Raw genomic sequence first — 18771 nt, 5'->3', positions numbered from 1 at the left:
CGGGCAGCCGCACGACGTCACACACGTCCGGAGCGGAAAGGAGTGCGCGATGGGCACCTACAACCCTGATCCGGATCCGCGCCAGGACCCGCGCTCCAGCGGCACCACGCAGCCCGGAGAGACACCGCCCGCAGAGTCGAGCACCAGCTCGGGTGCGGGCCCGTACCGTCCACTCAAGCGCGGCTGGGCCAAGGGGCCGCTCGTCGCCATCGTCATCGTGGCCGTGCTGGTCGCCCTGTTCTTCCTCGTCTATGCGATCGTGCTCGCCGCCTGACCCCGGCTGCTCCGCGCGGTGGCACCGCCGCCGAGCAGGGATCCAGAGGGCGAGCAGGGATCCAGAGGGGCCGAACAGGGTTCAGAGGGCTTCGGCCGCCGTGCGGAGGTCGGCGACGAGGCCGGCGTAAGCGGCATCGCGGTCCCGGGCGCGCAGCACGGCCGAGGGGTGGACGGTCGCAAGCACCCGCGGCCCGTCCTCGGCGCCCGGCAGCGGGCGCGGCACGCCACGGTCGGCGCCGACACGGAACGAAGGCCCGAGCAGGGCCCGTCCGGCCGTGGCCCCCAGGACGACCACCAACTCGGGCGAGACGAGTCGTAGTTCCGCCATCAGCCAGGGACGACAGGCGACGGTCTCCCGCAAGCTGGGCGTCTTGTGGATGCGGCGTTTCCGCGTCTCGTCGCGGGTGAACTTGAAGTGCTTGACCGCATTGGTGACATAGAGGCCGTCCTCGTCGATCCCCGCTTCGCGCAGGGCTCGGGAGAGCAGCCGTCCGGCGGGCCCCACGAAGGGGACACCCTCACGGTCCTCCTGATCGCCGGGTTGCTCACCCACCAGCATCAGGCGGGCGTCCGAGCCACCCCGTCCGAAGACGGTTCTCGTCGCATCCCGGTGGAGCGGGCAGCCCTGGCAGTCGGCCGCAGCCCGCTGGTGTGCCGGCAGCCCGCCGCGGCTCGGCAGATAGGGCGTCGCGTCGTACGGCTCAGGAGCTGATCCGTCCTCGCTGCTACCGGACATCCTGCACCTCCGCGGCTCGGGGTGTCGTTCCGCCTGGGGCGAGTGCCCGGGGATCACGGCGGCAAAACGGGGCCGGACGCGGCGTACGGAGGGCGGCGTACGGAGGGTTTTGTCACGGTATTTATGGCAACGTGCCTCATATGGTACGAATCGGCTACACCATGATGACCGAGCAGGCCGGGCCCAAGGAACTGGTGTCGCACGTCGTCGGAGCGGAACGTGCGGGCTTCGACTTCTCCGTCATCTCCGACCACTCCTTCCCCTGGCTCGACTCCCAAGGGCACGCGCCGTACGCGTGGAGCGTTCTGGGCGCGGCGGCGCAGGCGACCTCACGCATCCCTCTGATGACGTTCGTGACCTGTCCGACCTTCCGCTACCACCCTGTCGTCATCGCCCAGAAGGCCGCGACGATGCAGTTGCTGTCCGACGGACGCTTCCGCCTCGGCCTCGGCTCGGGCGAGAACCTGAACGAACATGTCGTCGGGCCCGGATGGCCGGCGGCCCACGTCCGCCTGGAGATGCTGGAAGAGGCCGTGGGCATCATTCGCGGGCTGTTCGAGGGCGGGTACGTCACTCATCACGGCACGCATTTCGACGTGGAGAACGCCAAGCTCTGGGATCTCCCCGCCGCGCCGCCTCCGATCGGCATCGCTGTCTCCGGCGAGCAGTCCTGCAAGCTCGCGGGCCGCAACGCGGACGCACTGATCGCCACCGAGCCCGAGGCGGACCTGCTGAGCGCGTTCGCGGCACACGGGGGCACCGGCAAGCCGTGCATCGGCCAGCTCCCGGTCTGCTACGACCCCGACCGCGCCGCGGCGGTGGCTCGGGCGCACGAGCAGTTCCGCTGGGCCCTCGGCGGCTGGGAGGTCAATGCCGAACTGCCCGGCCCGGCGGGCTTCGCCAAGGCCACGGCGCACACCCGTCCCGAGGACGTCGCCGAGGCAATCCCCTGCGGCGACGATGTGCACGCCGTCGTCGAGGCCGTGCGCCCTTACGTCGAGGCCGGGTTCACGGAGGTCGCCCTGGTCCAGATCGGGGGCGACCACCAAGAACCCTTCCTGGACTGGGCGGAGACGAAGTTGCTGCCCGCCCTGCGGGACCTCTGAGGTGAGGGAGCCGAGATGAGCCGGGCAGCGTTGTTCGATGTCGACGGCACCCTCGCGGACACCAACCACCTGCACGTAACGGCGTGGTGGGAGGCCCTGCGCCAGGCGGGGCACTCCGTGCCGATGCACGCCATCCATCGTGCCGTCGGTCTGCCCGGCGAGGACCTGCTCGCACGCGTCCTGGGTGAGGATCGTGATCGCACGGAGGACGAGCGCCTGAGCGCGGCACACGACACCCTCTACGCCACGTACTTCGACCGGCTCCCCGCATTGGAATCGGCCGCCGAACTGCTACGGGCTCTGGCGGGCAAGGGCTGGACGGTCCTGCTCGTCACCTCTGCCAAGGACAACGAACTCAGAGCTCTGCGCCGTGCGATCGACGCCGACGACGCGATCTCGGACACGGCCAGCGCCGATGACGTCGAGGAAGGCAAACCCGCACCCGAACCGGTGCTGCAGGCCCTGGAGTTGGCGCGGGTACCGCCCGAGCGGGCGGTGTTCGTCGGCGACACGGTGTGGGACATGCAGGCCGGCACGGCGGCCGGAGTGACATGCGTGGGAGTGCTGTGCGGCGGCATCCCCCGCCACGACCTGGAAGAGGCCGGCGCCGCCGCCGTCTACCGGGATCCGGCCGAACTGCTGCGGCGACTCGACGAGAGCCCCTTCTCGTGGGTGACAGCCTGAATCCTCCCCTCTTGCGTGATCCCCCTGGACCCGACCGCGGCCTTCGACCGAGACTCCATGGATACGGAGCGTGTCCGGACCCATACCAGGCGTCTGCCTCGCCGGATCGCATGCAGGGCATGCGATCAATGGCGTGACCTGCATAGTCTGGATGGCCTGGGCAACTCTCGTGGGTCCGCAGGACCCCATACGCCGAGAGCGCACCGGCAAACCCCGACCAGAGGGCGGGCCAGCGTGGCGGACCGTCCTGGCGCCGTGACTGTCGGACACTGAAACCCGGGCGTCGAACCGTCCGAAGCTGGGCAAACAGGGGTATCGAATCAATGCTTGGAGGCAGACCATGCTGATGAGCCATGCCATGGACCACGCGGTCCTCCGCGTCACCCTCCACCGCGAGCTGGAGGTCACCAACCGCGCAGCAGTGGCCCTCCAGATCCAGGCCCTGGTGCACGCTCATCGGCCCGCCGAAGTCATCGTCGAGCTGCCTACGGCCGATCCCTCCCCCGCCACGCTCAGCGCCATCGCGCGCACCCGACGGATGTGCCAGAGCATCGGCGTCCCCCTCACCCTGACCGGGGCGGCTGCGCGAGCCAGACGGCTCTACGAAGCCGACACGGCGTAGCACCGCCTGAAACGTGCGTACTCATTCTCATCCGGGGTACACGCCGGATTGCTATCAGAGCCCACACAGCTCGATACCTGGAGATGAGAGGAATGGGCGCAGGCAAGAAGGCCAAGAACGTCGCCAAGACCACCAAGGGCAAGGCGAAAGAGGCCACTGGAAAGGCCACCGGCAACGAGAGTCTGGAGCTGAAGGGGCGCGCCGAGCAGGCGGCTGCTGATGCCATGCAGACCGGCGAAAAGGCGAAGGACACGCTCAAGCACTGACGCGGCGTTGCGGACAGCACGAGCGAGGGCCGGCGGGAGAGGTTGTCCTGCCGGCCCCGGCCGTTGCCCGTGCTGTCCGTCGGCGCGAGTCCCGGGCCGACGCGCTGCCGACGCGTTCTAGCGGCGCCGTCGGCGAGCGGGCGCGGTTTCGTATTCCTCTTCGTCTGCCTCTTCGTCTTCCTCGTCCTCTTCGCCACCCTCCTCCGCCTCATCTTCGAGCTCCGCCTCGTCTTCGGGCTCGTCGGCCTCGTACTCCGAGTCGTCCTCGTATTCGTCGGTTTCCTCTTCGTCGCCTTCTTCGGCTTCGTCGCCCTCTACGCCCTCTACGCCTTCTTCGGCTTCGTCACCTTCTTCGCCTTCTTCGACTTCCTCTTCTCCGCCACCCTCATCGCCTGCGTACTCGGACTCTTCGTCGCCTCGCTCCTCCTCTTCCTCCAGAGCTTCTTCGTGAGTCTGGACGACTTCGCCGTCCCGGATCTCCCCACGCCAGCCTTCCGGCTCCTCGGTGGTGAGGGTGACGTAGCGGACGAAGTGCTTGACGTCCAGGCGCAGGCGTCGGCCCTGGGCCCGCCATATGTTGCCCGTCTTCTCGAACATTCCGGCCGGGTGGTACTCGACGAGGACGACGATCCGGGTCAGTGTCGGGGCGAGTTCGTGGAAGCTGACGCCGCCGCGGGTGGTTCCCTTGGCGCCTTCGGAGGTCCATATGATGTGGTCGTCGGGAACCTGCTCCTGGACGGTTGCCTTCCAGCTCCTGCTGGACGGTCCCACCTTGAGCTTCCAGTCGCTGGTCGTCTCGTCGTCGCGGGACACGTCCCGCACGCCTTTGGCGAAGCTGCTGAAGTTCTCGTACTGCGTCCAGTGGTCGTAGACCGTACGGAGCGGCAGTCCGACGTCGGCCACCTCGTAGATGTTGACGACCTTGCCGCCGCCGCTCTTGCGGCCCTTGCCGCCCTTGCCGAAGACCTGGGACGCGGTGTCGGTCACCTTGTCCTTGAGCTTTGCAAAGGACTGGCCGGCAATGGCTTTCAGCGGCGATTTGCCTTGCAGGAGGCGGGCGCCGATTCCGCCGACGTCGGAGAGCTTGCCGCCGCCCTCTGCCACGTCGTAGAGCTGGTCGGTGAGGCCTCCGAGCTTGTCGGAAGCTTTGTCCGCCAGTCGGTCCGCCTGGGCGGCGAGGTACTCGGACAGTTCCTTGAACAGCTGGTCCAGGCCCGCGTTGGATTCCTGTGTGCGGTCGCGGTCTGACTTTGCCATGACCTACCTCCGCGCAGACTTGCGGGCCGCCGTCTTCTTGGCAGCTGTCTTACGTGGCGAGCTGCCTGCACTCTTCTTGGCAGGTGCCCTCTTGGCGGCCGACTTCTTGGCAGGCGCCTTCTTGGCGGCCGACTTCTTGGCCGGCGCCTTCTTGGCAGTTGTCTTCTTGGCAGCCGTCTTACGTGCGCCGGTTTGGCTCGTGGCCTTCTTCCTCGGCGACGCGCCGGCCTTCTTCGCGGTGGGCTTGGAGGCGGCACTCTTCTTCGCGGGAGTGGCCTTCGCTGCGGGCTTTCTGCTGGTCGTCTTCTTGGCCGCTGCCTTCTTGGCAGGAGCAGCCTGCTTGGAACTACTCCGATCCGTGGAGCGGGCCCGCCGTCGCGGTGGAGTTGGTTGTTCTTCTTCCTCTGGCTCTTCTTCCTCGGGCTCTTCCTCGGGCTCTTCTTGCTCGGGCTCTTCCTCCTCTTCTTCCTCTGCCTCGCCCTCCGCAGGCTCCGGCTCTTCTTCTTCCTCTTCTTCTTCCTCCCCCTCTCCCGCTTCCTCCTCCTCGTCCTCGTACGGTTCCTCTTCCTCTTCCTCGTACGGCTCTTCTTCCTCGTCGCCCTCCCGATCGGCGCTGCCACGCGTGAGGTCCAGCGTGCGGTCGTGAAGAGAATCCGCGAACTGAGCGAGCTTGCGATTCGCCGCGGCGCCGAGGGCCTCCTTGCCTGCGTCGAGGGCTTCTCCGCGCAACTGGTCGCCGAGGTCGGCGAACTGCGGCATCTCCTTCAGTCGGGAAACGCCTGCCTTCATCAGCTGTCCCGGGTCCAGCCCGAAACGACGGCCGGCGATATAGGTCGCCACGGTGAATGCCAGGCGGCCCTTCTTGGCTCGACCGAGCACATAGCCCCCAGCCACCGCGGCTGCGAGCGCGATCTTCGTCGTGTCCTGCATGATCATCCCCTTTTTTTGCCAGGGCGCCGGCGGATTCTCTTCGATGTCGCTCGCAGATCGCGGATCGCGGCTTCTGCGCTGCCGACCGACGAAGCAGGCCGGCTGGGGCAGTCATCGAACCTTCTGCGCCACTTCAAGTGGCCTCTGCCCACACGGGAAGACTTATCACCGTATTTAGTGACATTCTAGGTTCTGTGAGGCCGTCTCCCCAGGGGAGTGACATATGGCCGCAGCAGAACCTGCACGCCCACGGCGCGGGTCGTCCCGCTCCGGCGGCAAGGGTGACGAGCAGGACAGGCAACCGTCTCGGCGAGCCGCCTCCCGGCGGCGCTCCGGAGCGACCAACGCGGCGTCGGCGATGCGTTCAGCAGTCGAGCAGCTGGCTCAACTCCTGGGCCGGGTCCCGGATTCCGTCTCCTCTCTCAAGCCGACCGATGAGGGTTGGGAAGCCCAGGTCGAGGTGGTGGAGCTGGAGCGGATCCCGGATACCACCAGCGTGATGGCCACCTACCGAGTCACTCTGGACGAGGAGGGCGAGCTGATCTCCTACGAACGTATCCGCCGCTACACCCGCGGCATGATTGATCGGCCGACGTGAGGGCAGCCGCGCAGCAGCCCGCGAAGTTCGCGCAGCAGCCCGCGATGAAGGAGGCGCCATGACCATGGTGCCGCAAGGCGGCAGCAACATCAGCAGAGGGGGAGGCGGCGGCAGTACCAGCAGCCTCTATGACGTACTCGAGCTCATTCTCGATCGCGGCCTGGTCATCGACATCTTCATCCGTGTCTCACTGGTAGGCATCGAGATCATCAAGATCGACGCACGCATCGTCGTGGCCAGCGTCGACACGTACCTGCGCTTCGCCGAGGCATGCAACCGCCTCGACCTCGAAGCCGGCCGCAAGGCACCGGCCCAGCTGCCGGACGTCATGGAGGGCATAACGGAAGGTGGCGCGCATGGAAAGTCCAAGGGAGCGCTGACCGGAGCTGTCGAAGCAGTGACCGACTCTCTGAGCGGCAAATCCTCCAAGTCCCAAGAGCCGGATGAGGATGAGGAAGAGGAAGAGCTGGAAGAAGCCCCCAGACGGCGACGCCCTGCCAGGCGCACGGCACACCGGGAGAAGGACTGACCGATGGCGCTCTACGTGTACGCGATCACTGCCAGGGACCATCCCCGCCACATCGACGGCATGAACGGCGTGGGCTCCGACCCCTCCCCTCTGCGCACAGTCACCACCGACACGCTCTGCGCGGTCGTCAGCGACATCTCCGAGGAGATCCGACCCAAACGCCGGGATCTCATCGCGCACAAGGAAGTCCAGGAGGGGCTGATGGCGGACGGAGTCGTCCTCCCTCTGCAATTCGGCTACGTCGCCTCCGACGAACTCACCGTCCAGCAGGCCTTGGAGCAGAACGCCGACAACTACCTCGCCGCTCTGCAGCGCCTCAAGGGCTGCGCCGAGTATCACGTGCGGGCCTCGCAGGACGACGAGGATCCGTTGCTGCAGCAGATCCTCGAGGACGTGCCCGAGGCGAGGGAGCTCAACGAGCGCATACGTACCGGTGACCGGGATCCGCAGGTGCCGCTCGCTCTGGGGGAGCTGGTGGCCCGCGAGGTGCAGGCACGGCAGGAGAGCCTGGCCGCCGGCCTGGTCGAGGCGCTACTGCCCTTCGCTCGCGACCACGTCACCCGCCCGGCTTCCGCAAACGACTTCCTCAACCTCTCGCTCCTGGTGCCCGACGAGAACGAGAGCGACTTCCTCAAGGCGCAGGCGCGCCTGAGCGCCGAGCTCGGTGGTGGCGTGGGCCTTCGATGCAACGGTCCGCTGCCCCCCTACAGCTTCGTGCAGTGACCACTCCATCACCCCGCCGGAAGGGAAGAGGACGATGGGAATGCTGACGCAGCTGCTGACGCTCCCGGTCGCACCGGTGCGCGCCGTCGTATGGGTTGCCGAGCAGGTCGCCGACAGGGCCGAGCAGGTGTACTACGACCCCGCCCCCGTCTGGCGCGAGCTGGCCGACCTGGAGCAGCGGCTGGTGAGCGGAGAGATCGACCAGGAGACGTTCGATCGACGGGAGGACGAGCTGATCGACCGTCTCGACGAGATCGAAGCGTTCCGGCAGCAGTCACCGTGACCCGGAAGCGAGGCCGCAATCGTGAGTGAACCGCTGCCCGGCCGGCTCGGCGAGTTCCCGTCCCGCGCCGCCCCGACGCCGTACGGATCGAGTTCCTCGTCCAGCCTCGCCGACATCCTCGAGCGGGTGTTGGACAAGGGCATCGTCATCGCCGGCGACATCCGCATCAACTTGCTCGACATCGAGCTGTTGACCATCAAACTCCGCATCCTCGTCGCCTCCGTGGACAAGGCCAAGGAGATGGGGATCGACTGGTGGGAGCACGACCCCTCCCTGTCCTCCCGGCACACCGGCAGTCCGCTGGAACAGGAGAACCGCCGCCTGCGCGCCGAGCTGGAAGCGCTCCGCCGGGATCAGCTCGGGGAACGGGAGTCCGAGGAGCCTTCTCCCGACGAGGAAGAACCTGAGAGCAAACCCGGCAGATCGACGCGGGGGCGTCCGCAGTGAACACACAGCCGGACACCCTCACGTACGTCTACGCCGTTGCGCGGCAGACACAGCCCCTGCGCGAGGCGCTCGCGCACCTCCGGGGCATCGGCCAGGCGCCCGTCCGGCTCCTGAGCGATCCCTCCGCGCCCTCCAACACCTCCGATGCCTCCGATGCCTCCGATGCCTCCGACGGCAGTCCCTCACCTCTGGCCTTCGTCATCAGCGCCGTACCCCATCGCGAGTTCAACGAGGCTGCCCTCAAAGATCACTTCGAGGATCTCCAGTGGCTCGAGAGCGTCGCCCGCGCGCACCATGACGTCGTACAGGCCGTCGCCGCACACGGCACGGTCCTGCCCCTGCGGATGGCCACCGTCTATCAGGACGACGGCCGGGCACACCAAGCCCTCGTCGCGCAGCACCACACCTTCTCCGAGCGACTGGCCCAGCTTGCGGCGCACACCGAATTCGGCGTCAAGATCTACCTCCCTCCCCCGGCCTCCGCGACCGACCCGGAGGCCCCTGCCGGCTCCCCTCAGGCCGCGCCGACCGCCGCCGCCACGCCGGGCAAGGCGTACCTGCAGCGCCGCAGGTCCCAGCACCACGCCCGCGAAGCGGTGTATCGGCAGGCGCAGGACGCCGCCGAGACCATCGACGCCGTGGCCGCCCGCCACGCCTCACAGCGCGTGCGCCACGCCCCGCAGCGCGGCACCCTGACCGGCGCCCAGGAGAACGTCCTCAACGACGCCTACCTCATCCCCGACGAGCAGGCCGACCAGTTCCGGGCATCGATCGAGCGCGCCGCGCAGGACTTCCCCGAGATCCGCATCGAGGTCACCGGCCCCTGGGCACCGTACTCGTTCGCCATGCCACCGCCCGATACCCCGGCCGCTGCCGACGCCTCGAAGCCGGTGCCATGAGCCTCGCAGATCGCGACCAACCACTGCCCGGCCGTCAGGTCGCGCTGGTCGACCTCCTCGACCGTCTGTTGAGCGGCGGAGTGGTCGTCGCCGGCGACATCGTGCTGTCCATCGCCGACATCGACCTCGTCCGCATTTCACTGCGCGCCCTCATCGTGTCCGTCGAGTCCGACTCGGCCCCCTTCAGGGCGCTGGACGGCGGTCGAAGTGAGCACTGAGCGCCGCCCTCCGCACGGGCATCGCCCTCCCCGTCCCGCATCGGGCCTCGACGAAGTCGGCGACGCCATGTCGCAGGCCTTCCGGCTTCTCCAGGCGCCTCCCGCCCCGCAGGATGCGCCCACCCGCCCCGCGCATCGCATCCGCGCCGACCGCGAGACCGTCGAGGAGGACCTCCTCAAACTCGTCCTCACCCTCGTCGAGCTCCTCCGCCAGCTCATCGAACGCCAAGCCCTGCGGCGGGTGGACGCCGGGGATCTCACCGATGAGCAGGAAGAGGAACTCGGCGCGACGCTGCTGGCCCTCCACGACCGCCTCGCCGACCTGTGCGCCGAGCACGGCTACTCACTGGACGACCTCAACCTCGATCTCGGGCCCCTCGGCCCCCTGCTCCCACCCCGGGACTGACGGCTGAGCCGATACGCCCCGAGGGGGAGCCGGTACGCCCCGATCTAGTGTCGTTTCCTTGCACCGGCCACAAACCGATAGACGGCCAGGAGGATGAGGGAACCGACGATCGCGGCGATCCACGTGGAGAGTTCGAAGAAGCCGTCGATGGATTCGACGTCGAAGATGACCTTGCCGAGCCACCCGCCCAGGAGTGCCCCCGCGATGCCGATAAGGATCGTGGTGATGCAGCCGCCGGGGTCCTTGCCCGGCATCAGAGCCTTGGCGATGATGCCGGCGAGCAGTCCCATCAGAATCCAGCCGATGATGCTCATGGAAATCCTCTTCTCCGCGGAGAACCGACCACAGCCGGGATAATCAGCCCCCCAGGACGTCCTTTCCCTTTTCCTTCGCCTGCCTGGCCTTGCCACGGGCCTCCAGAGCGGCACCCTTGGCCGCTGTCTTCTCGTTGCCCATGGCGTGCGCCGTCTTCTTCACGGCTTTGCCGACGACCTGCTCGGCCTTGGCCTTCATCTTTTCACCGGAACTCATTGACGCACCTCCGCGCGACCACGCGTTGTGAATGCTTCGGCACGCTACTGCCCGTTGACAGGTCAACCATGCGTCCCGCCGGCCACGTGCCCGCCGTCAAACAGGCCCTACGAACACAAGGCCCGCCCGCACGGCTACGCCCGCCACCGCGCGGACGGGCTCATTCGGCACTCGGTACGGCGAGGGGGTCGCGGGGGGCCTCACTCTTCGCGGTCCCCAGCTGCTCGCCGAGTTCGACGAGCCGGTTGCGGCCCATGGCCTTGCGCACCTCGGGGAACCAGTCCTTCTCCTCTTCGTCGACGTGATGCCGGACGTGTTCCATGAGTACCGTCATCTTCGCCTTGAAGCGCTCGTCCGCCGGGTCCATCCCCTTGAGTTCCGAGAGCATCCACACCACCGCGTGGTGCTCCTCGATGCTCTCCAGAATGTGATCCTTGGTGTCCGGGGCTGCTTCGCGGGCCGCCGGATAGAAGATCTGCTCTTCGATCCAGGCATGCACCGTCAACTCCTCGATCACCTGATCGGCGATCTCACGACGGTCGCTGTGGTCATCGTCGCCGGTCTTCTCGAACCGCTTGAACAGCTTCTCCACCGTCTTGTGGTCCTCACGCAACAGCACGATCGCATCCACGGGGTTCCTCAGGGTCAGTGCGGAAGGTGCCGGACGAGGGGCACCGCGATGCACGCATGCCCCTGGTGGGCGCCCCGGGTACGGTACTCAAGGCCGAATGGCCGCATTCCTCGCCCGATCGAGTACGGCATCACGATCTGCCGGCCAGGACCAGGAGCACAGCGTCGACTCCGGCCATGGCCAGGATGGCGAGGAAGGGCAGTCGCCCTCGTACCAGAGCGGGCGGCGCGGCCATCGCCAGAAGACACAGCGCCAGGGTCACCCCGATCAGGATCCCTCCACCCGGGGTCACGGGTCCGGTTTGTCCGACCGTCACCACGACACAGGAGGCGAGGGCCAGGAGCGCGGCCATGGCGACGGAACCGCGTCGGCCCATTCTCTGCGGGAGGCCGAGGACACCGCCCGCGATGTCTTCTTCGATGTCCGGCAGGACGTTGGCCCAGTGGGCACTCGTGCCCAGGAGGGCGGCCGCGACGGTCAGCCACAGGGGTGGCCACGGGCTGCCCGGGAGGGTCAGTGTCAGGAAGGCGGGGAGCAGTCCGAAGGCGATGGCGTACGGCAGCCAGGAGGCGACCGTACGTTTGAGCCACAGGTTGTACGACCACGCGGCGGCGACACAGCCGATGTGGACCGCGCCGGCCACGACCCCGCAGGCAAGTGACAACAGGACGCAGACGAGCAGGGCCACGAACGCCGCGGTGGCCACCGCGCCCGGCCGTGCCGCCCCCACGGCCAGCGGCTTGTCGCGGCGTCCGGCGTCCCGGTCCCGCCGCAGGTCCAGCCGGTCGTTGCACCAGCCGATGGACAACTGGCCCGCGGCGACGGCAGCCACGGCCTTCGCCCCGGCGGCGGAGCCCAGCCCGACGGCGGCAGCCAGTAGTGCCGTGAGGACGGTCACCGCCACCGTCGGGACGGGGTGACTGGCCTTCAGGAGCCCTACGAGGGCCGATTGTTCGGCCGCGTCGAGAACGTCCTGGCCGGCAACACGGTCGGTACCTGCATCGGTGGTGGACGGCACCGCACCACGCTAGGCGACGGCGCGCCCGTGACCACCGGGTTGAGGGTTCCGCCGCCTCACTGTCCCTATGTTGGAGCAATGACCCGCGTCCTCGCGGTGAGCACGGCCTTCCCGCCGCACCGCTATATGCAACAAGAGATCACCGACGACCTCGTCTCCCGCCTTCCGCCCGGGGTCGACAGAGGCCTCCTGCGCCGGCTGCACGCGGCGGCCCGCGTGGAGACACGTCATCTCGCCCTGCCCCTCCACCGCTACCGTGAGCTCGGCACGTTCGGCGAGACCAACCGTCTCTTCGTCGAACTGGCCACCGCCTTGGGCGCCGAGGCGGTCGAGCGGGCACTGGACGACGCGGGCGTACACCCGGAGGAGATCGACCTGGTCGTCTCCACGACCGTGACCGGTATCGCGACCCCCTCCCTGGATGCCCGGCTGGCCGCTCGGGTCGGTCTGCGGTCCGACGTCAAGCGCGTGCCCCTGTTCGGGCTCGGCTGCGCCGCCGGCGCCGCCGGGCTGGCCCTCCTCCACGACCATCTCGGCGGCCGTCCCGGCAGCACCGCGCTCCTTCTGTCCACCGAACTGTGCTCACTCACCTTGCAGCGCGCGGACATGTCGATGGCGAACCTCGTGGCGGGCAGTCTGTTCGGGGACGGAGCCGCCGCACTCGTGGCCGTGAGCGGCGACGGTCCCGCGACGACGCCTCGCCGGACCGGATTCTCCGGGCCGACGGTCGTGGCCGCACGAAGCCGCCTGTACCCGGGGACCGAGCATCTCCTGGGATGGGACGTCGGCGACTGGGGCTTCCGCATGGTGCTCGGTCCTGAACTCCCCGAGCTCGTCAGGCTGCACGTGACGGAGGAGGTCGAGTCCTTCCTCGCCGACCACGACCTGAAGCCCGCGGATATCACGGCATGGATCTGCCACCCGGGCGGCCCCAAGATCCTGGACGCGCTCGCCGAGGAGCTCGGTCTGCCGGACTCGGCCCTCGCCGCGAGCCGTCGTGCCCTGGCAGCGACCGGAAACCTCTCCTCCGCCTCGGTGCTGCAGATCCTGAAGGACACGCAGACCACGCAACCGCCGCCCGGAACGACCGGCCTGATGATGGCCTTCGGGCCCGGCTTCTCGTCCGAACTCGTTCTGCTGGCCTGGTGAGAGCGCTGTGACGCCGTACATCGTCCTGGTCCTGCTCGTCGTCGCCGAGCGGTTCACCGAACTCGCCGTGGCGCGACGCAACGGTGCCTGGAGCCGAGCCCGGGGCGGCCGGGAGCACGGCGCCGCGCACTACCCGGCAATGGTCTGCCTGCATACCGCGCTGCTCCTCGGCTGCCTCGTCGAGCCCTGGGCGGCCGACCGGCCGTTCCTGCCGCTGCTCGGGTGGCCGGCCCTCGTCCTCACGCTGGCCGCCCAGGGGCTGCGCTGGTGGTGCATCAGCACCCTCGGCCCCCGCTGGCACACCCGCGTACTGATCGTCCCCGACCTTCCGCTGATCACCTCTGGTCCCTACCGGTACCTGCGGCATCCCAACTATCTGGCCGTCGTCGTCGAGGGCATCGCCCTTCCTCTGGTGCACACCGCCTGGCTGACCGCCCTGAGCTTCTCGCTCCTGAACGCGGCGTTGCTGACGGTCCGCATCCGCTGCGAGAACACCGCGTTGGCACCGTCACGCTCCCTCTCCTCCCCCGGTGCCGTGTCGTGATCGACCTCCTCGTCGTCGGTGGCGGCCCGGCGGGCCTGGCCACCGCGATCCACGGAGCACAACGCGGCTTCGACGTCGTCGTCGCCGAACCACGCCCCGCACCTGTCGACAAGGCCTGCGGAGAGGGGTTGATGCCGGCGGCGGTGCGCGCCTTGAAAGCTCTCGACGCGCAGGTGCCCGGCCGCGCCCTGCGGGGCATCCGCTACGTCGACGCGGACGACGGCCGACGCGCCGAAGCCCTCTTCCGCACGGGGTACGGACTCGGTGCCCGCCGCACCCTGCTGCACGAGGCACTCACCGCCCGGGTCACCCAGCTCGGCATTCCGGTCATCCCGCACCGGATTCGGCAGGTGAGCCAGTACGACACGTACGTCACCGCGGACGGGATCGCCGCCCGCTATCTCGTCGCGGCCGACGGACTCCACTCACCCACCCGGCGGGCGCTCGGCATGACCGTGCGACCGGCCCCGGCCACCGGACGAGGCGCACTCCGGTACGGATTGCGGCGCCACTATGCCGTCGAGCCGTGGAGCGACCTGGTCGAGGTGCACTGGTCGGCCGACTGCGAGGCGTACGTCACCCCGTTGGGGCCGCGGCAGGTCGGCGTCGCCATCCTCACCTCCCGTCAGGTCCCCTACGACGCTCAGCTGGCCCGCTTCCCCCTCCTGGCCTCCCGCCTTCTCGACGCCGACAGAACACCGGCCAGGGGCGCCGGACCGCTGCGCCAGCAGGCCCGTTCCCGGGTGGCCGGCCGGGTCCTCTTCGTGGGCGACGCGGCAGGGTACGTCGACGCGCTGACAGGTGAGGGCCTCACCCTCGCCCTGACGGCTGCGGACGCGCTCGTGCGCTGTCTTCGCGAGGGCCGCCCGCAAGCGTACGAACGTGCTTGGTGTCGCTTGTCCCGCACGTACCGTCTGCTGACGAAGTCCCTCCTCTGGGTCCGGAACCAGCCCCGGCTGGCCCCCTTGATCACGCCGACGGCGGCCCGGTTCCCCGGTCTGTTCCAGCGCGGCGTGAACCTGCTTGCCTGACCGGCGCAAGATCGCCCGCCTCGTCGGGCACGTGGATGTCGAGGACGCAGATGTCGTCCCGGTTTCCCGGTCGCATCGCGGCCAGATTGCGGGCGAGCATGTCGTGGCGTCGCTCCCGCAGGAGCCGCAGCGACGCGTCGGCGAGCCGGTCGAGCCCTGTCGTGATGCCCTCGCCCGGGACCTCCACCAGGCCGTCCGTGTAGAACAGCAGATGGTCCCCGGGCAGCAGGTCGATCGCGGACTGCCCGTAGACGGATTCGTAGGAGGCGCCGAGGAGGCAGCCCCGGGGCTGAGGCAGGAAGCTCGCCCGGCCGTCACGGATGAGCAGGGGCGGTAGCTGCCCGGCCCTCACCCAGGTCAGGCGACGGTCCCAGGGCTGATAGCGCCCCATGACCATGGTGGCGGTGGCGCCGTCCGGATCCGAAGCCGTATGGAGCAGCAGGGTGTTGAGCCTGCCGAGGACGTCGGGCAGGGCCGAACCGGTGACGACCATGCCCTTGGCGGTGAACCGGAGTTGGGCCATCGTGCCCACGGCCGCCAGTCCGTGACCGGCCACGTCTCCGACGACGAACAGTGCGCTTCCGTCCGGTAGTTCGATCGCGGAGTACCAGTCGCCTCCGACGTTCAGGCCCCTGTCGGCGGGGACGTACGCGACGTCGACGCACAGGTCCGCGAGCTCCAGCAACTGCTCGGGGATCGGCAGCAGCGTCTCCTGGAGCCGGGCGGCGAGCCTGCGTTCGGCCGTCAGCATGCCGCGTTGGACCAGGTTGGCGCGTTCGCTCTCGAGCAGAGCCAGTTCGGCGTCCCGTTGCGCGGTGATGTCCTGGAACAGTCCGTGCACCTCCACGGGCTTCCCGTCCGCGTCCCGCTGCGTCTCCGCGACGAGTCTCAGGTGCCGTACGCCGTGCGCGGCGCTGACGCGGAAGGGCTGGTCGATGGCCTTGCCGTCGCCCAGCAGCCTCTCGAGGGCCGCGCCCAGACTCGGCAGGTCGTCCGCCAGGACGTGCTGAGGCAGTTCCTCCAGCCGCACGGGCCCGAGGACGGGGTCACGGTCGAAGATGGCGTAGGCCTGGTCGGACCAGATGCTGGTGTCGTCGGCCAGGTTCCAGCCCGCCCAGCCGAGGTTGCCCAGGCGCTGCGTGTCGGCGAGCCTGCGGGTCTCGCGTTCGCTGGTGTCGTGGCGGATCCAGGACACGACCAGGCGCTTTCCCAGCCTGGACGCCCGGACCGAGTACACCGACTGCTGCTGGACTCCGGCGCTCACTTCTTCGTACGTGAAGGGCTCGCCCACATAGACCGAACCCGTGGCCAGTGTGTCCAGGTAGCCGTCCCACAGGGCCGTGCCCACCACGGTGGGGTAGGTCTCCAGGATCCGCCGGCCCACCAACTGCTTGCCGCGCCGGCCGGCCACGTCGACCGACTCGGGCGCCGCCGCGTCGATCCGGTAGTCCTCCACCTCACCCGATTCCGACCGCAGGGGGGTGAGCAGGACCGCCGTCCCCGACAGCGCGTCGAAGATCGCTTGGATGGCATCGACATCCTCGGCGGGCCTGTCGAGTCCGTGGGGTCTCCGCTCTCCTCGGAGGGATGCGCCGCACAGCCTGACGGCTCGCCGGAGCAGCGTCCGGGTGCGGACGTCGAAGGGTCCCGGCACGGTGCGGAAGAACCCGACAACCTCCGTCATGGGCCCGTTCGCGGGTACGGGCAGCCAGGCGCGCGAGGGCCATCGTTCGGGTGGATCCCCGATCAGCAGGTAACGGGCGGCGTCCCGTTCCGCGTCCTCGAGCCAAATCGCCTCTTGAGCGGCGATGGCCTCCAGCGCGGCGACACCGCTGAGCGGAGGAATATGGCTCCATTGCTCGGCCACAGCGTCGTCGACGCCTGCGCTGCCGACCAGCTTCAGGCTTCCGGCGGCCACCGCGGTGTAGATCATCACCGCTTCCACGTGCTCCGAGTCGCCGAGCACCGCCTGGAGCAGTCCCGCGACGTCATCCGGGGTACGAGCAGCCGCCAGACCGTGGGCGAGCCTCCCGAGGAGCAGCGGGTGCTCCGTCTCCGTCGGCCGCCCGTCACCGACGACGTAGCGGCTCCCGCCGAAGGGCGAGGGCGTCGGCTCCTGCGGCACGCCGGGCGCGATCTGCGACGTCTCGGGCGGTGCGGCCGCACGACCCGCGCCTACCCGGCCCAGGGTGATCCAGCACTCCTCCAGGAGCGTCCTCCGGCGCTGCCCGGCACGATCGAGCAGCAGTTGGTGCGCGATGTCCGCCGAGACGCCCGCCTGCGCCATGACCACGCCCTTGGCCCGTTCGAGCACGGCCGTCGTCGAGGCCGCGCCCTCCAGGTCCGCGACCTCGGCACGCAGTCTGGCCACGACCTTGGCCAACGCGACCACCTCGGGCGCGGCACCGTCACCGTCACCATTACCGGGGACGGGAGCGGGAAGCACGGGGTCGCCCTCCATACGTCTGAGCATGACACGGCCGGGGCCGACGGGACCTCTGCGGAGCCGACGGTACACGGGTGTGCACGGGGCGGTGCCGACCCGCCCGCAGTCCGCATAGCTCTCCTGGCCCGCCCATACTTCTGCAGGCTCTGCCCGATTCGGCAGCGAATAGTCACGAAAGGCAGGGGAAGGCGCAATTCGTCTCTTTCTTGCACCTCTCCTAGGAGGCAGAACCATGCGTGCACTGACCTGGCAGGGCAACCGGGACGTCCGTGTGCAGTCCGTTCGCGACCCGCGGGTGGAACGACCGACGGACATCGTCGTCAAGGTCACGTCCAGCGGGATCTGCGGCTCCGACCTCCACCTCTACTCGGTGATGGGGCCGTACATCGACCCCGGGGACATCCTGGGCCACGAGGCCATGGGCTTCGTGGAGGAAGTGGGTTCGGAAGTGTCCGCGGTGCACACTGGTGACCGGGTCGTGGTCCCGTTCAACATCTCCTGCGGGCAGTGCTACATGTGCGACCAAGGCCTCCAGTCCCAGTGCGAGACCACCCAGGTCCGTGCGCACGGCAAGGGCGCGGCGCTCTTCGGCTACACCAAGCTGTACGGGCAGGTCCCCGGCGGGCAGGCCGAGTACCTGCGGGTGCCGTTCGGCGACACGCTGCCCGTCAAGGTCCCCAAGGGACCGCCCGACGAACGTTTCGTCTACCTGTCCGACGTGCTGCCGACCGCCTGGCAGGCCGTGGAGTACGCGGACATCCCGCCCGGGGGCTCCGTCACCGTGCTGGGCCTCGGACCGATCGGACAGATGGCTGCCAGGATCGCCCTGTACCGGGGCGCAAGGTTGGTGCTGGGCGTCGACCTGGTCGAGGCCCGGCTGGAATCGGCCCGCACTCACGGCGTCCACGTCCTGGACCTGAAGGAGCACGGGAAGAACCTGGCCGACGTGGTCAGGCGGCTGACCGACGGCCGGGGCACGGACTCCGTGATCGACGCCGTGGGCATGGAGGCCCACGGGACCCGGCTCACGGCGGCGGCGCAGCGGGCCACGGCGATGCTCCCCGACGCACTGGCCAGGCCGTTGATGGAGCACGCCGGCATCGACCGACTCGACGCCCTCCACACCGCGATCGACATCGTGCGTCGCGGCGGCACGATCTCCGTGTCGGGCGTCTACGGCGGGGCGGTCGATCCGATGCCCATGCTCACGATGTTCGACAAGCAGATCCAGCTGCGGATGGGCCAGGCGAACGTACGGTCCTGGGTGGACGACATCCTTCCGTTGCTCAACGACTCGGACCCGCTCGGCGTGGAGGGCTTCGCCACCCACACGATGCCGCTGGAAGAGGCTCCCCACGCCTATGAGATGTTCCAGGCGAAGGAGGACGGGATGATCAAGACGCTCCTCAAGCCCTGAACTCGTCGGGTCCTCAAGCCCTGA

25 protein-coding genes are annotated in these 18771 nt (G+C 68.8%); 17 read left to right on the top strand and 8 right to left on the bottom strand.

Annotated elements, in window-relative coordinates:
• Positions 1-49 precede the first annotated feature (49 nt).
• Positions 50-274, top strand: coding sequence for a DUF6480 family protein (locus ABZ939_RS15470; RefSeq protein ID WP_361854079.1), 225 nt, complete (start codon positions 50-52; stop codon positions 272-274).
• Positions 275-355: 81 nt separating this feature from the next.
• On the opposite strand, the gene ABZ939_RS15465 is transcribed toward ABZ939_RS15470, so the two are convergent.
• Positions 356-1012: a UdgX family uracil-DNA binding protein gene (locus tag ABZ939_RS15465; protein WP_361854076.1), complete on the bottom strand. Its 657-nt coding sequence runs from the start codon at positions 1010-1012 to the stop codon at positions 356-358.
• Between the two features lie 140 nt (positions 1013-1152).
• On the opposite strand from ABZ939_RS15465, the gene ABZ939_RS15460 reads away from it, so the two are divergent.
• The 4 genes from ABZ939_RS15460 (at position 1153) to ABZ939_RS15445 (ending at position 3690) form a co-directional block, all read left to right on the top strand.
• Complete coding sequence (locus ABZ939_RS15460) at positions 1153-2118, top strand: LLM class F420-dependent oxidoreductase (protein WP_361854074.1); 966 nt, start codon at positions 1153-1155, stop codon at positions 2116-2118.
• Positions 2119-2133: 15 nt separating this feature from the next.
• A complete protein-coding gene (locus ABZ939_RS15455) occupies positions 2134-2802 on the top strand; it encodes an HAD family hydrolase (protein WP_361854071.1) in 669 nt (222 codons plus the stop codon).
• 340 nt (positions 2803-3142) lie between these two features.
• Positions 3143-3424 (top strand): hypothetical protein, encoded by a 282-nt coding sequence (locus ABZ939_RS15450; protein WP_361854068.1) that lies wholly within the window; start codon positions 3143-3145, stop codon positions 3422-3424.
• A gap of 92 nt (positions 3425-3516) precedes the next feature.
• A complete protein-coding gene (locus ABZ939_RS15445; protein ID WP_361854065.1) occupies positions 3517-3690 on the top strand; it encodes a CsbD family protein in 174 nt (57 codons plus the stop codon).
• 117 nt (positions 3691-3807) lie between these two features.
• Here ABZ939_RS15445 and ABZ939_RS15440 read toward each other — a convergent pair whose 3' ends face one another.
• Together ABZ939_RS15440 and ABZ939_RS15435 are read right to left on the bottom strand one after the other, a co-directional pair.
• On the bottom strand, positions 3808-4947 hold the full coding sequence (locus ABZ939_RS15440; protein ID WP_361854062.1) for an SRPBCC family protein: 1140 nt from the start codon (positions 4945-4947) through the stop codon (positions 3808-3810).
• A gap of 3 nt (positions 4948-4950) precedes the next feature.
• A complete protein-coding gene (locus tag ABZ939_RS15435) occupies positions 4951-5877 on the bottom strand; it encodes a histone protein (RefSeq protein WP_361854059.1) in 927 nt (308 codons plus the stop codon).
• 223 nt (positions 5878-6100) lie between these two features.
• On the opposite strand from ABZ939_RS15435, the gene ABZ939_RS15430 reads away from it, so the two are divergent.
• The 8 genes from ABZ939_RS15430 to ABZ939_RS15395 all read left to right on the top strand — a co-directional run bounded on the left by ABZ939_RS15430 (position 6101) and on the right by ABZ939_RS15395 (position 9980).
• Positions 6101-6475, top strand: coding sequence for a gas vesicle protein (locus tag ABZ939_RS15430; RefSeq protein ID WP_361854056.1), 375 nt, complete (start codon positions 6101-6103; stop codon positions 6473-6475).
• Positions 6476-6533: 58 nt separating this feature from the next.
• Entirely contained in the window at positions 6534-7004 is a 471-nt protein-coding gene (locus ABZ939_RS15425) for a gas vesicle structural protein GvpA (protein WP_361854053.1), read from the top strand.
• A gap of 3 nt (positions 7005-7007) precedes the next feature.
• Positions 7008-7727: a GvpL/GvpF family gas vesicle protein gene (locus ABZ939_RS15420; protein ID WP_361854050.1), complete on the top strand. Its 720-nt coding sequence runs from the start codon at positions 7008-7010 to the stop codon at positions 7725-7727.
• Between the two features lie 34 nt (positions 7728-7761).
• Positions 7762-8010 carry a gas vesicle protein GvpG gene (locus ABZ939_RS15415; RefSeq protein ID WP_361854047.1) on the top strand — a complete coding sequence of 83 codons (249 nt, stop codon included), beginning with the start codon at positions 7762-7764 and terminating at the stop codon, positions 8008-8010.
• A 21-nt stretch (positions 8011-8031) separates the two neighbouring features.
• Complete coding sequence (locus ABZ939_RS15410; RefSeq protein WP_361854044.1) at positions 8032-8457, top strand: gas vesicle protein; 426 nt, start codon at positions 8032-8034, stop codon at positions 8455-8457.
• Complete coding sequence (locus ABZ939_RS15405; protein ID WP_361854041.1) at positions 8454-9356, top strand: GvpL/GvpF family gas vesicle protein; 903 nt, start codon at positions 8454-8456, stop codon at positions 9354-9356. The genes ABZ939_RS15410 and ABZ939_RS15405 overlap by 4 nt, the downstream gene beginning before the upstream one ends.
• Positions 9353-9574, top strand: a complete 222-nt coding sequence (locus ABZ939_RS15400; protein WP_361854038.1) for a gas vesicle protein — start codon at positions 9353-9355, stop codon at positions 9572-9574. The genes ABZ939_RS15405 and ABZ939_RS15400 overlap by 4 nt, the downstream gene beginning before the upstream one ends.
• A 67-nt stretch (positions 9575-9641) precedes the next feature.
• Complete coding sequence (locus ABZ939_RS15395; protein ID WP_361854035.1) at positions 9642-9980, top strand: gas vesicle protein K; 339 nt, start codon at positions 9642-9644, stop codon at positions 9978-9980.
• A 44-nt stretch (positions 9981-10024) separates the two neighbouring features.
• On the opposite strand, the gene ABZ939_RS15390 is transcribed toward ABZ939_RS15395, so the two are convergent.
• From ABZ939_RS15390 to ABZ939_RS15375, 4 genes are all read right to left on the bottom strand, one after another.
• A complete protein-coding gene (locus ABZ939_RS15390) occupies positions 10025-10294 on the bottom strand; it encodes a GlsB/YeaQ/YmgE family stress response membrane protein (RefSeq protein ID WP_361854032.1) in 270 nt (89 codons plus the stop codon).
• Positions 10295-10337: 43 nt separating this feature from the next.
• Positions 10338-10511 carry a hypothetical protein gene (locus tag ABZ939_RS15385; protein WP_361854029.1) on the bottom strand — a complete coding sequence of 58 codons (174 nt, stop codon included), beginning with the start codon at positions 10509-10511 and terminating at the stop codon, positions 10338-10340.
• 160 nt (positions 10512-10671) lie between these two features.
• A complete protein-coding gene (locus ABZ939_RS15380) occupies positions 10672-11142 on the bottom strand; it encodes a hemerythrin domain-containing protein (RefSeq protein ID WP_361854026.1) in 471 nt (156 codons plus the stop codon).
• A gap of 130 nt (positions 11143-11272) precedes the next feature.
• A complete protein-coding gene (locus ABZ939_RS15375; protein ID WP_361854023.1) occupies positions 11273-12160 on the bottom strand; it encodes a UbiA family prenyltransferase in 888 nt (295 codons plus the stop codon).
• A gap of 78 nt (positions 12161-12238) precedes the next feature.
• Between ABZ939_RS15375 and ABZ939_RS15370 the strand changes: the two genes are divergently transcribed.
• The 3 genes from ABZ939_RS15370 to ABZ939_RS15360 are packed head-to-tail and all read left to right on the top strand — an operon-like array spanning position 12239 to position 14884.
• The gene (locus ABZ939_RS15370) at positions 12239-13309 is read left to right on the top strand and encodes a 3-oxoacyl-[acyl-carrier-protein] synthase III C-terminal domain-containing protein (RefSeq protein WP_361854020.1); all 1071 of its coding nucleotides are present in this window, start codon (positions 12239-12241) and stop codon (positions 13307-13309) included.
• A 7-nt stretch (positions 13310-13316) separates the two neighbouring features.
• Complete coding sequence (locus ABZ939_RS15365) at positions 13317-13853, top strand: isoprenylcysteine carboxyl methyltransferase family protein (protein WP_361854017.1); 537 nt, start codon at positions 13317-13319, stop codon at positions 13851-13853.
• Positions 13850-14884 carry an NAD(P)/FAD-dependent oxidoreductase gene (locus ABZ939_RS15360; protein WP_361854014.1) on the top strand — a complete coding sequence of 345 codons (1035 nt, stop codon included), beginning with the start codon at positions 13850-13852 and terminating at the stop codon, positions 14882-14884. The genes ABZ939_RS15365 and ABZ939_RS15360 overlap by 4 nt, the downstream gene beginning before the upstream one ends.
• Here ABZ939_RS15360 and ABZ939_RS15355 read toward each other — a convergent pair.
• Entirely contained in the window at positions 14823-17345 is a 2523-nt protein-coding gene (locus ABZ939_RS15355; RefSeq protein ID WP_361854011.1) for a SpoIIE family protein phosphatase, read from the bottom strand. The two genes, ABZ939_RS15360 and ABZ939_RS15355, sit on opposite strands and share 62 nt — an antisense overlap.
• Before the next feature lie 217 nt (positions 17346-17562).
• On the opposite strand from ABZ939_RS15355, the gene ABZ939_RS15350 reads away from it, so the two are divergent.
• Entirely contained in the window at positions 17563-18747 is a 1185-nt protein-coding gene (locus ABZ939_RS15350) for a zinc-dependent alcohol dehydrogenase (protein ID WP_361854008.1), read from the top strand.
• The last annotated feature ends 24 nt before the right edge of the window (positions 18748-18771 follow it).

Source organism: Streptomyces sp. NPDC046712, from assembly GCF_040645695.1.
Taxonomy (GTDB): Bacteria; Actinomycetota; Actinomycetes; order Streptomycetales; family Streptomycetaceae; genus Streptomyces.
Note: the sequence above shows the minus strand (reverse complement) of the source record. Positions and strands in the feature narration are given on the sequence as shown.

Coding starts and splice junctions, on each gene's coding strand:
- ABZ939_RS15470 (WP_361854079.1), top strand. CDS start 50: ATGGGCACCTACAACCCTGATCCGGATCCGCGCCAGGACCCGCGCTCC.
- ABZ939_RS15465 (WP_361854076.1), bottom strand. CDS start 1,012: ATGTCCGGTAGCAGCGAGGACGGATCAGCTCCTGAGCCGTACGACGCG.
- ABZ939_RS15460 (WP_361854074.1), top strand. CDS start 1,153: ATGGTACGAATCGGCTACACCATGATGACCGAGCAGGCCGGGCCCAAG.
- ABZ939_RS15455 (WP_361854071.1), top strand. CDS start 2,134: ATGAGCCGGGCAGCGTTGTTCGATGTCGACGGCACCCTCGCGGACACC.
- ABZ939_RS15450 (WP_361854068.1), top strand. CDS start 3,143: ATGCTGATGAGCCATGCCATGGACCACGCGGTCCTCCGCGTCACCCTC.
- ABZ939_RS15445 (WP_361854065.1), top strand. CDS start 3,517: ATGGGCGCAGGCAAGAAGGCCAAGAACGTCGCCAAGACCACCAAGGGC.
- ABZ939_RS15440 (WP_361854062.1), bottom strand. CDS start 4,947: ATGGCAAAGTCAGACCGCGACCGCACACAGGAATCCAACGCGGGCCTG.
- ABZ939_RS15435 (WP_361854059.1), bottom strand. CDS start 5,877: ATGCAGGACACGACGAAGATCGCGCTCGCAGCCGCGGTGGCTGGGGGC.
- ABZ939_RS15430 (WP_361854056.1), top strand. CDS start 6,101: ATGGCCGCAGCAGAACCTGCACGCCCACGGCGCGGGTCGTCCCGCTCC.
- ABZ939_RS15425 (WP_361854053.1), top strand. CDS start 6,534: ATGACCATGGTGCCGCAAGGCGGCAGCAACATCAGCAGAGGGGGAGGC.
- ABZ939_RS15420 (WP_361854050.1), top strand. CDS start 7,008: ATGGCGCTCTACGTGTACGCGATCACTGCCAGGGACCATCCCCGCCAC.
- ABZ939_RS15415 (WP_361854047.1), top strand. CDS start 7,762: ATGGGAATGCTGACGCAGCTGCTGACGCTCCCGGTCGCACCGGTGCGC.
- ABZ939_RS15400 (WP_361854038.1), top strand. CDS start 9,353: ATGAGCCTCGCAGATCGCGACCAACCACTGCCCGGCCGTCAGGTCGCG.
- ABZ939_RS15395 (WP_361854035.1), top strand. CDS start 9,642: ATGTCGCAGGCCTTCCGGCTTCTCCAGGCGCCTCCCGCCCCGCAGGAT.
- ABZ939_RS15390 (WP_361854032.1), bottom strand. CDS start 10,294: ATGAGCATCATCGGCTGGATTCTGATGGGACTGCTCGCCGGCATCATC.
- ABZ939_RS15385 (WP_361854029.1), bottom strand. CDS start 10,511: ATGAGTTCCGGTGAAAAGATGAAGGCCAAGGCCGAGCAGGTCGTCGGC.
- ABZ939_RS15370 (WP_361854020.1), top strand. CDS start 12,239: ATGACCCGCGTCCTCGCGGTGAGCACGGCCTTCCCGCCGCACCGCTAT.
- ABZ939_RS15355 (WP_361854011.1), bottom strand. CDS start 17,345: ATGGAGGGCGACCCCGTGCTTCCCGCTCCCGTCCCCGGTAATGGTGAC.
- ABZ939_RS15350 (WP_361854008.1), top strand. CDS start 17,563: ATGCGTGCACTGACCTGGCAGGGCAACCGGGACGTCCGTGTGCAGTCC.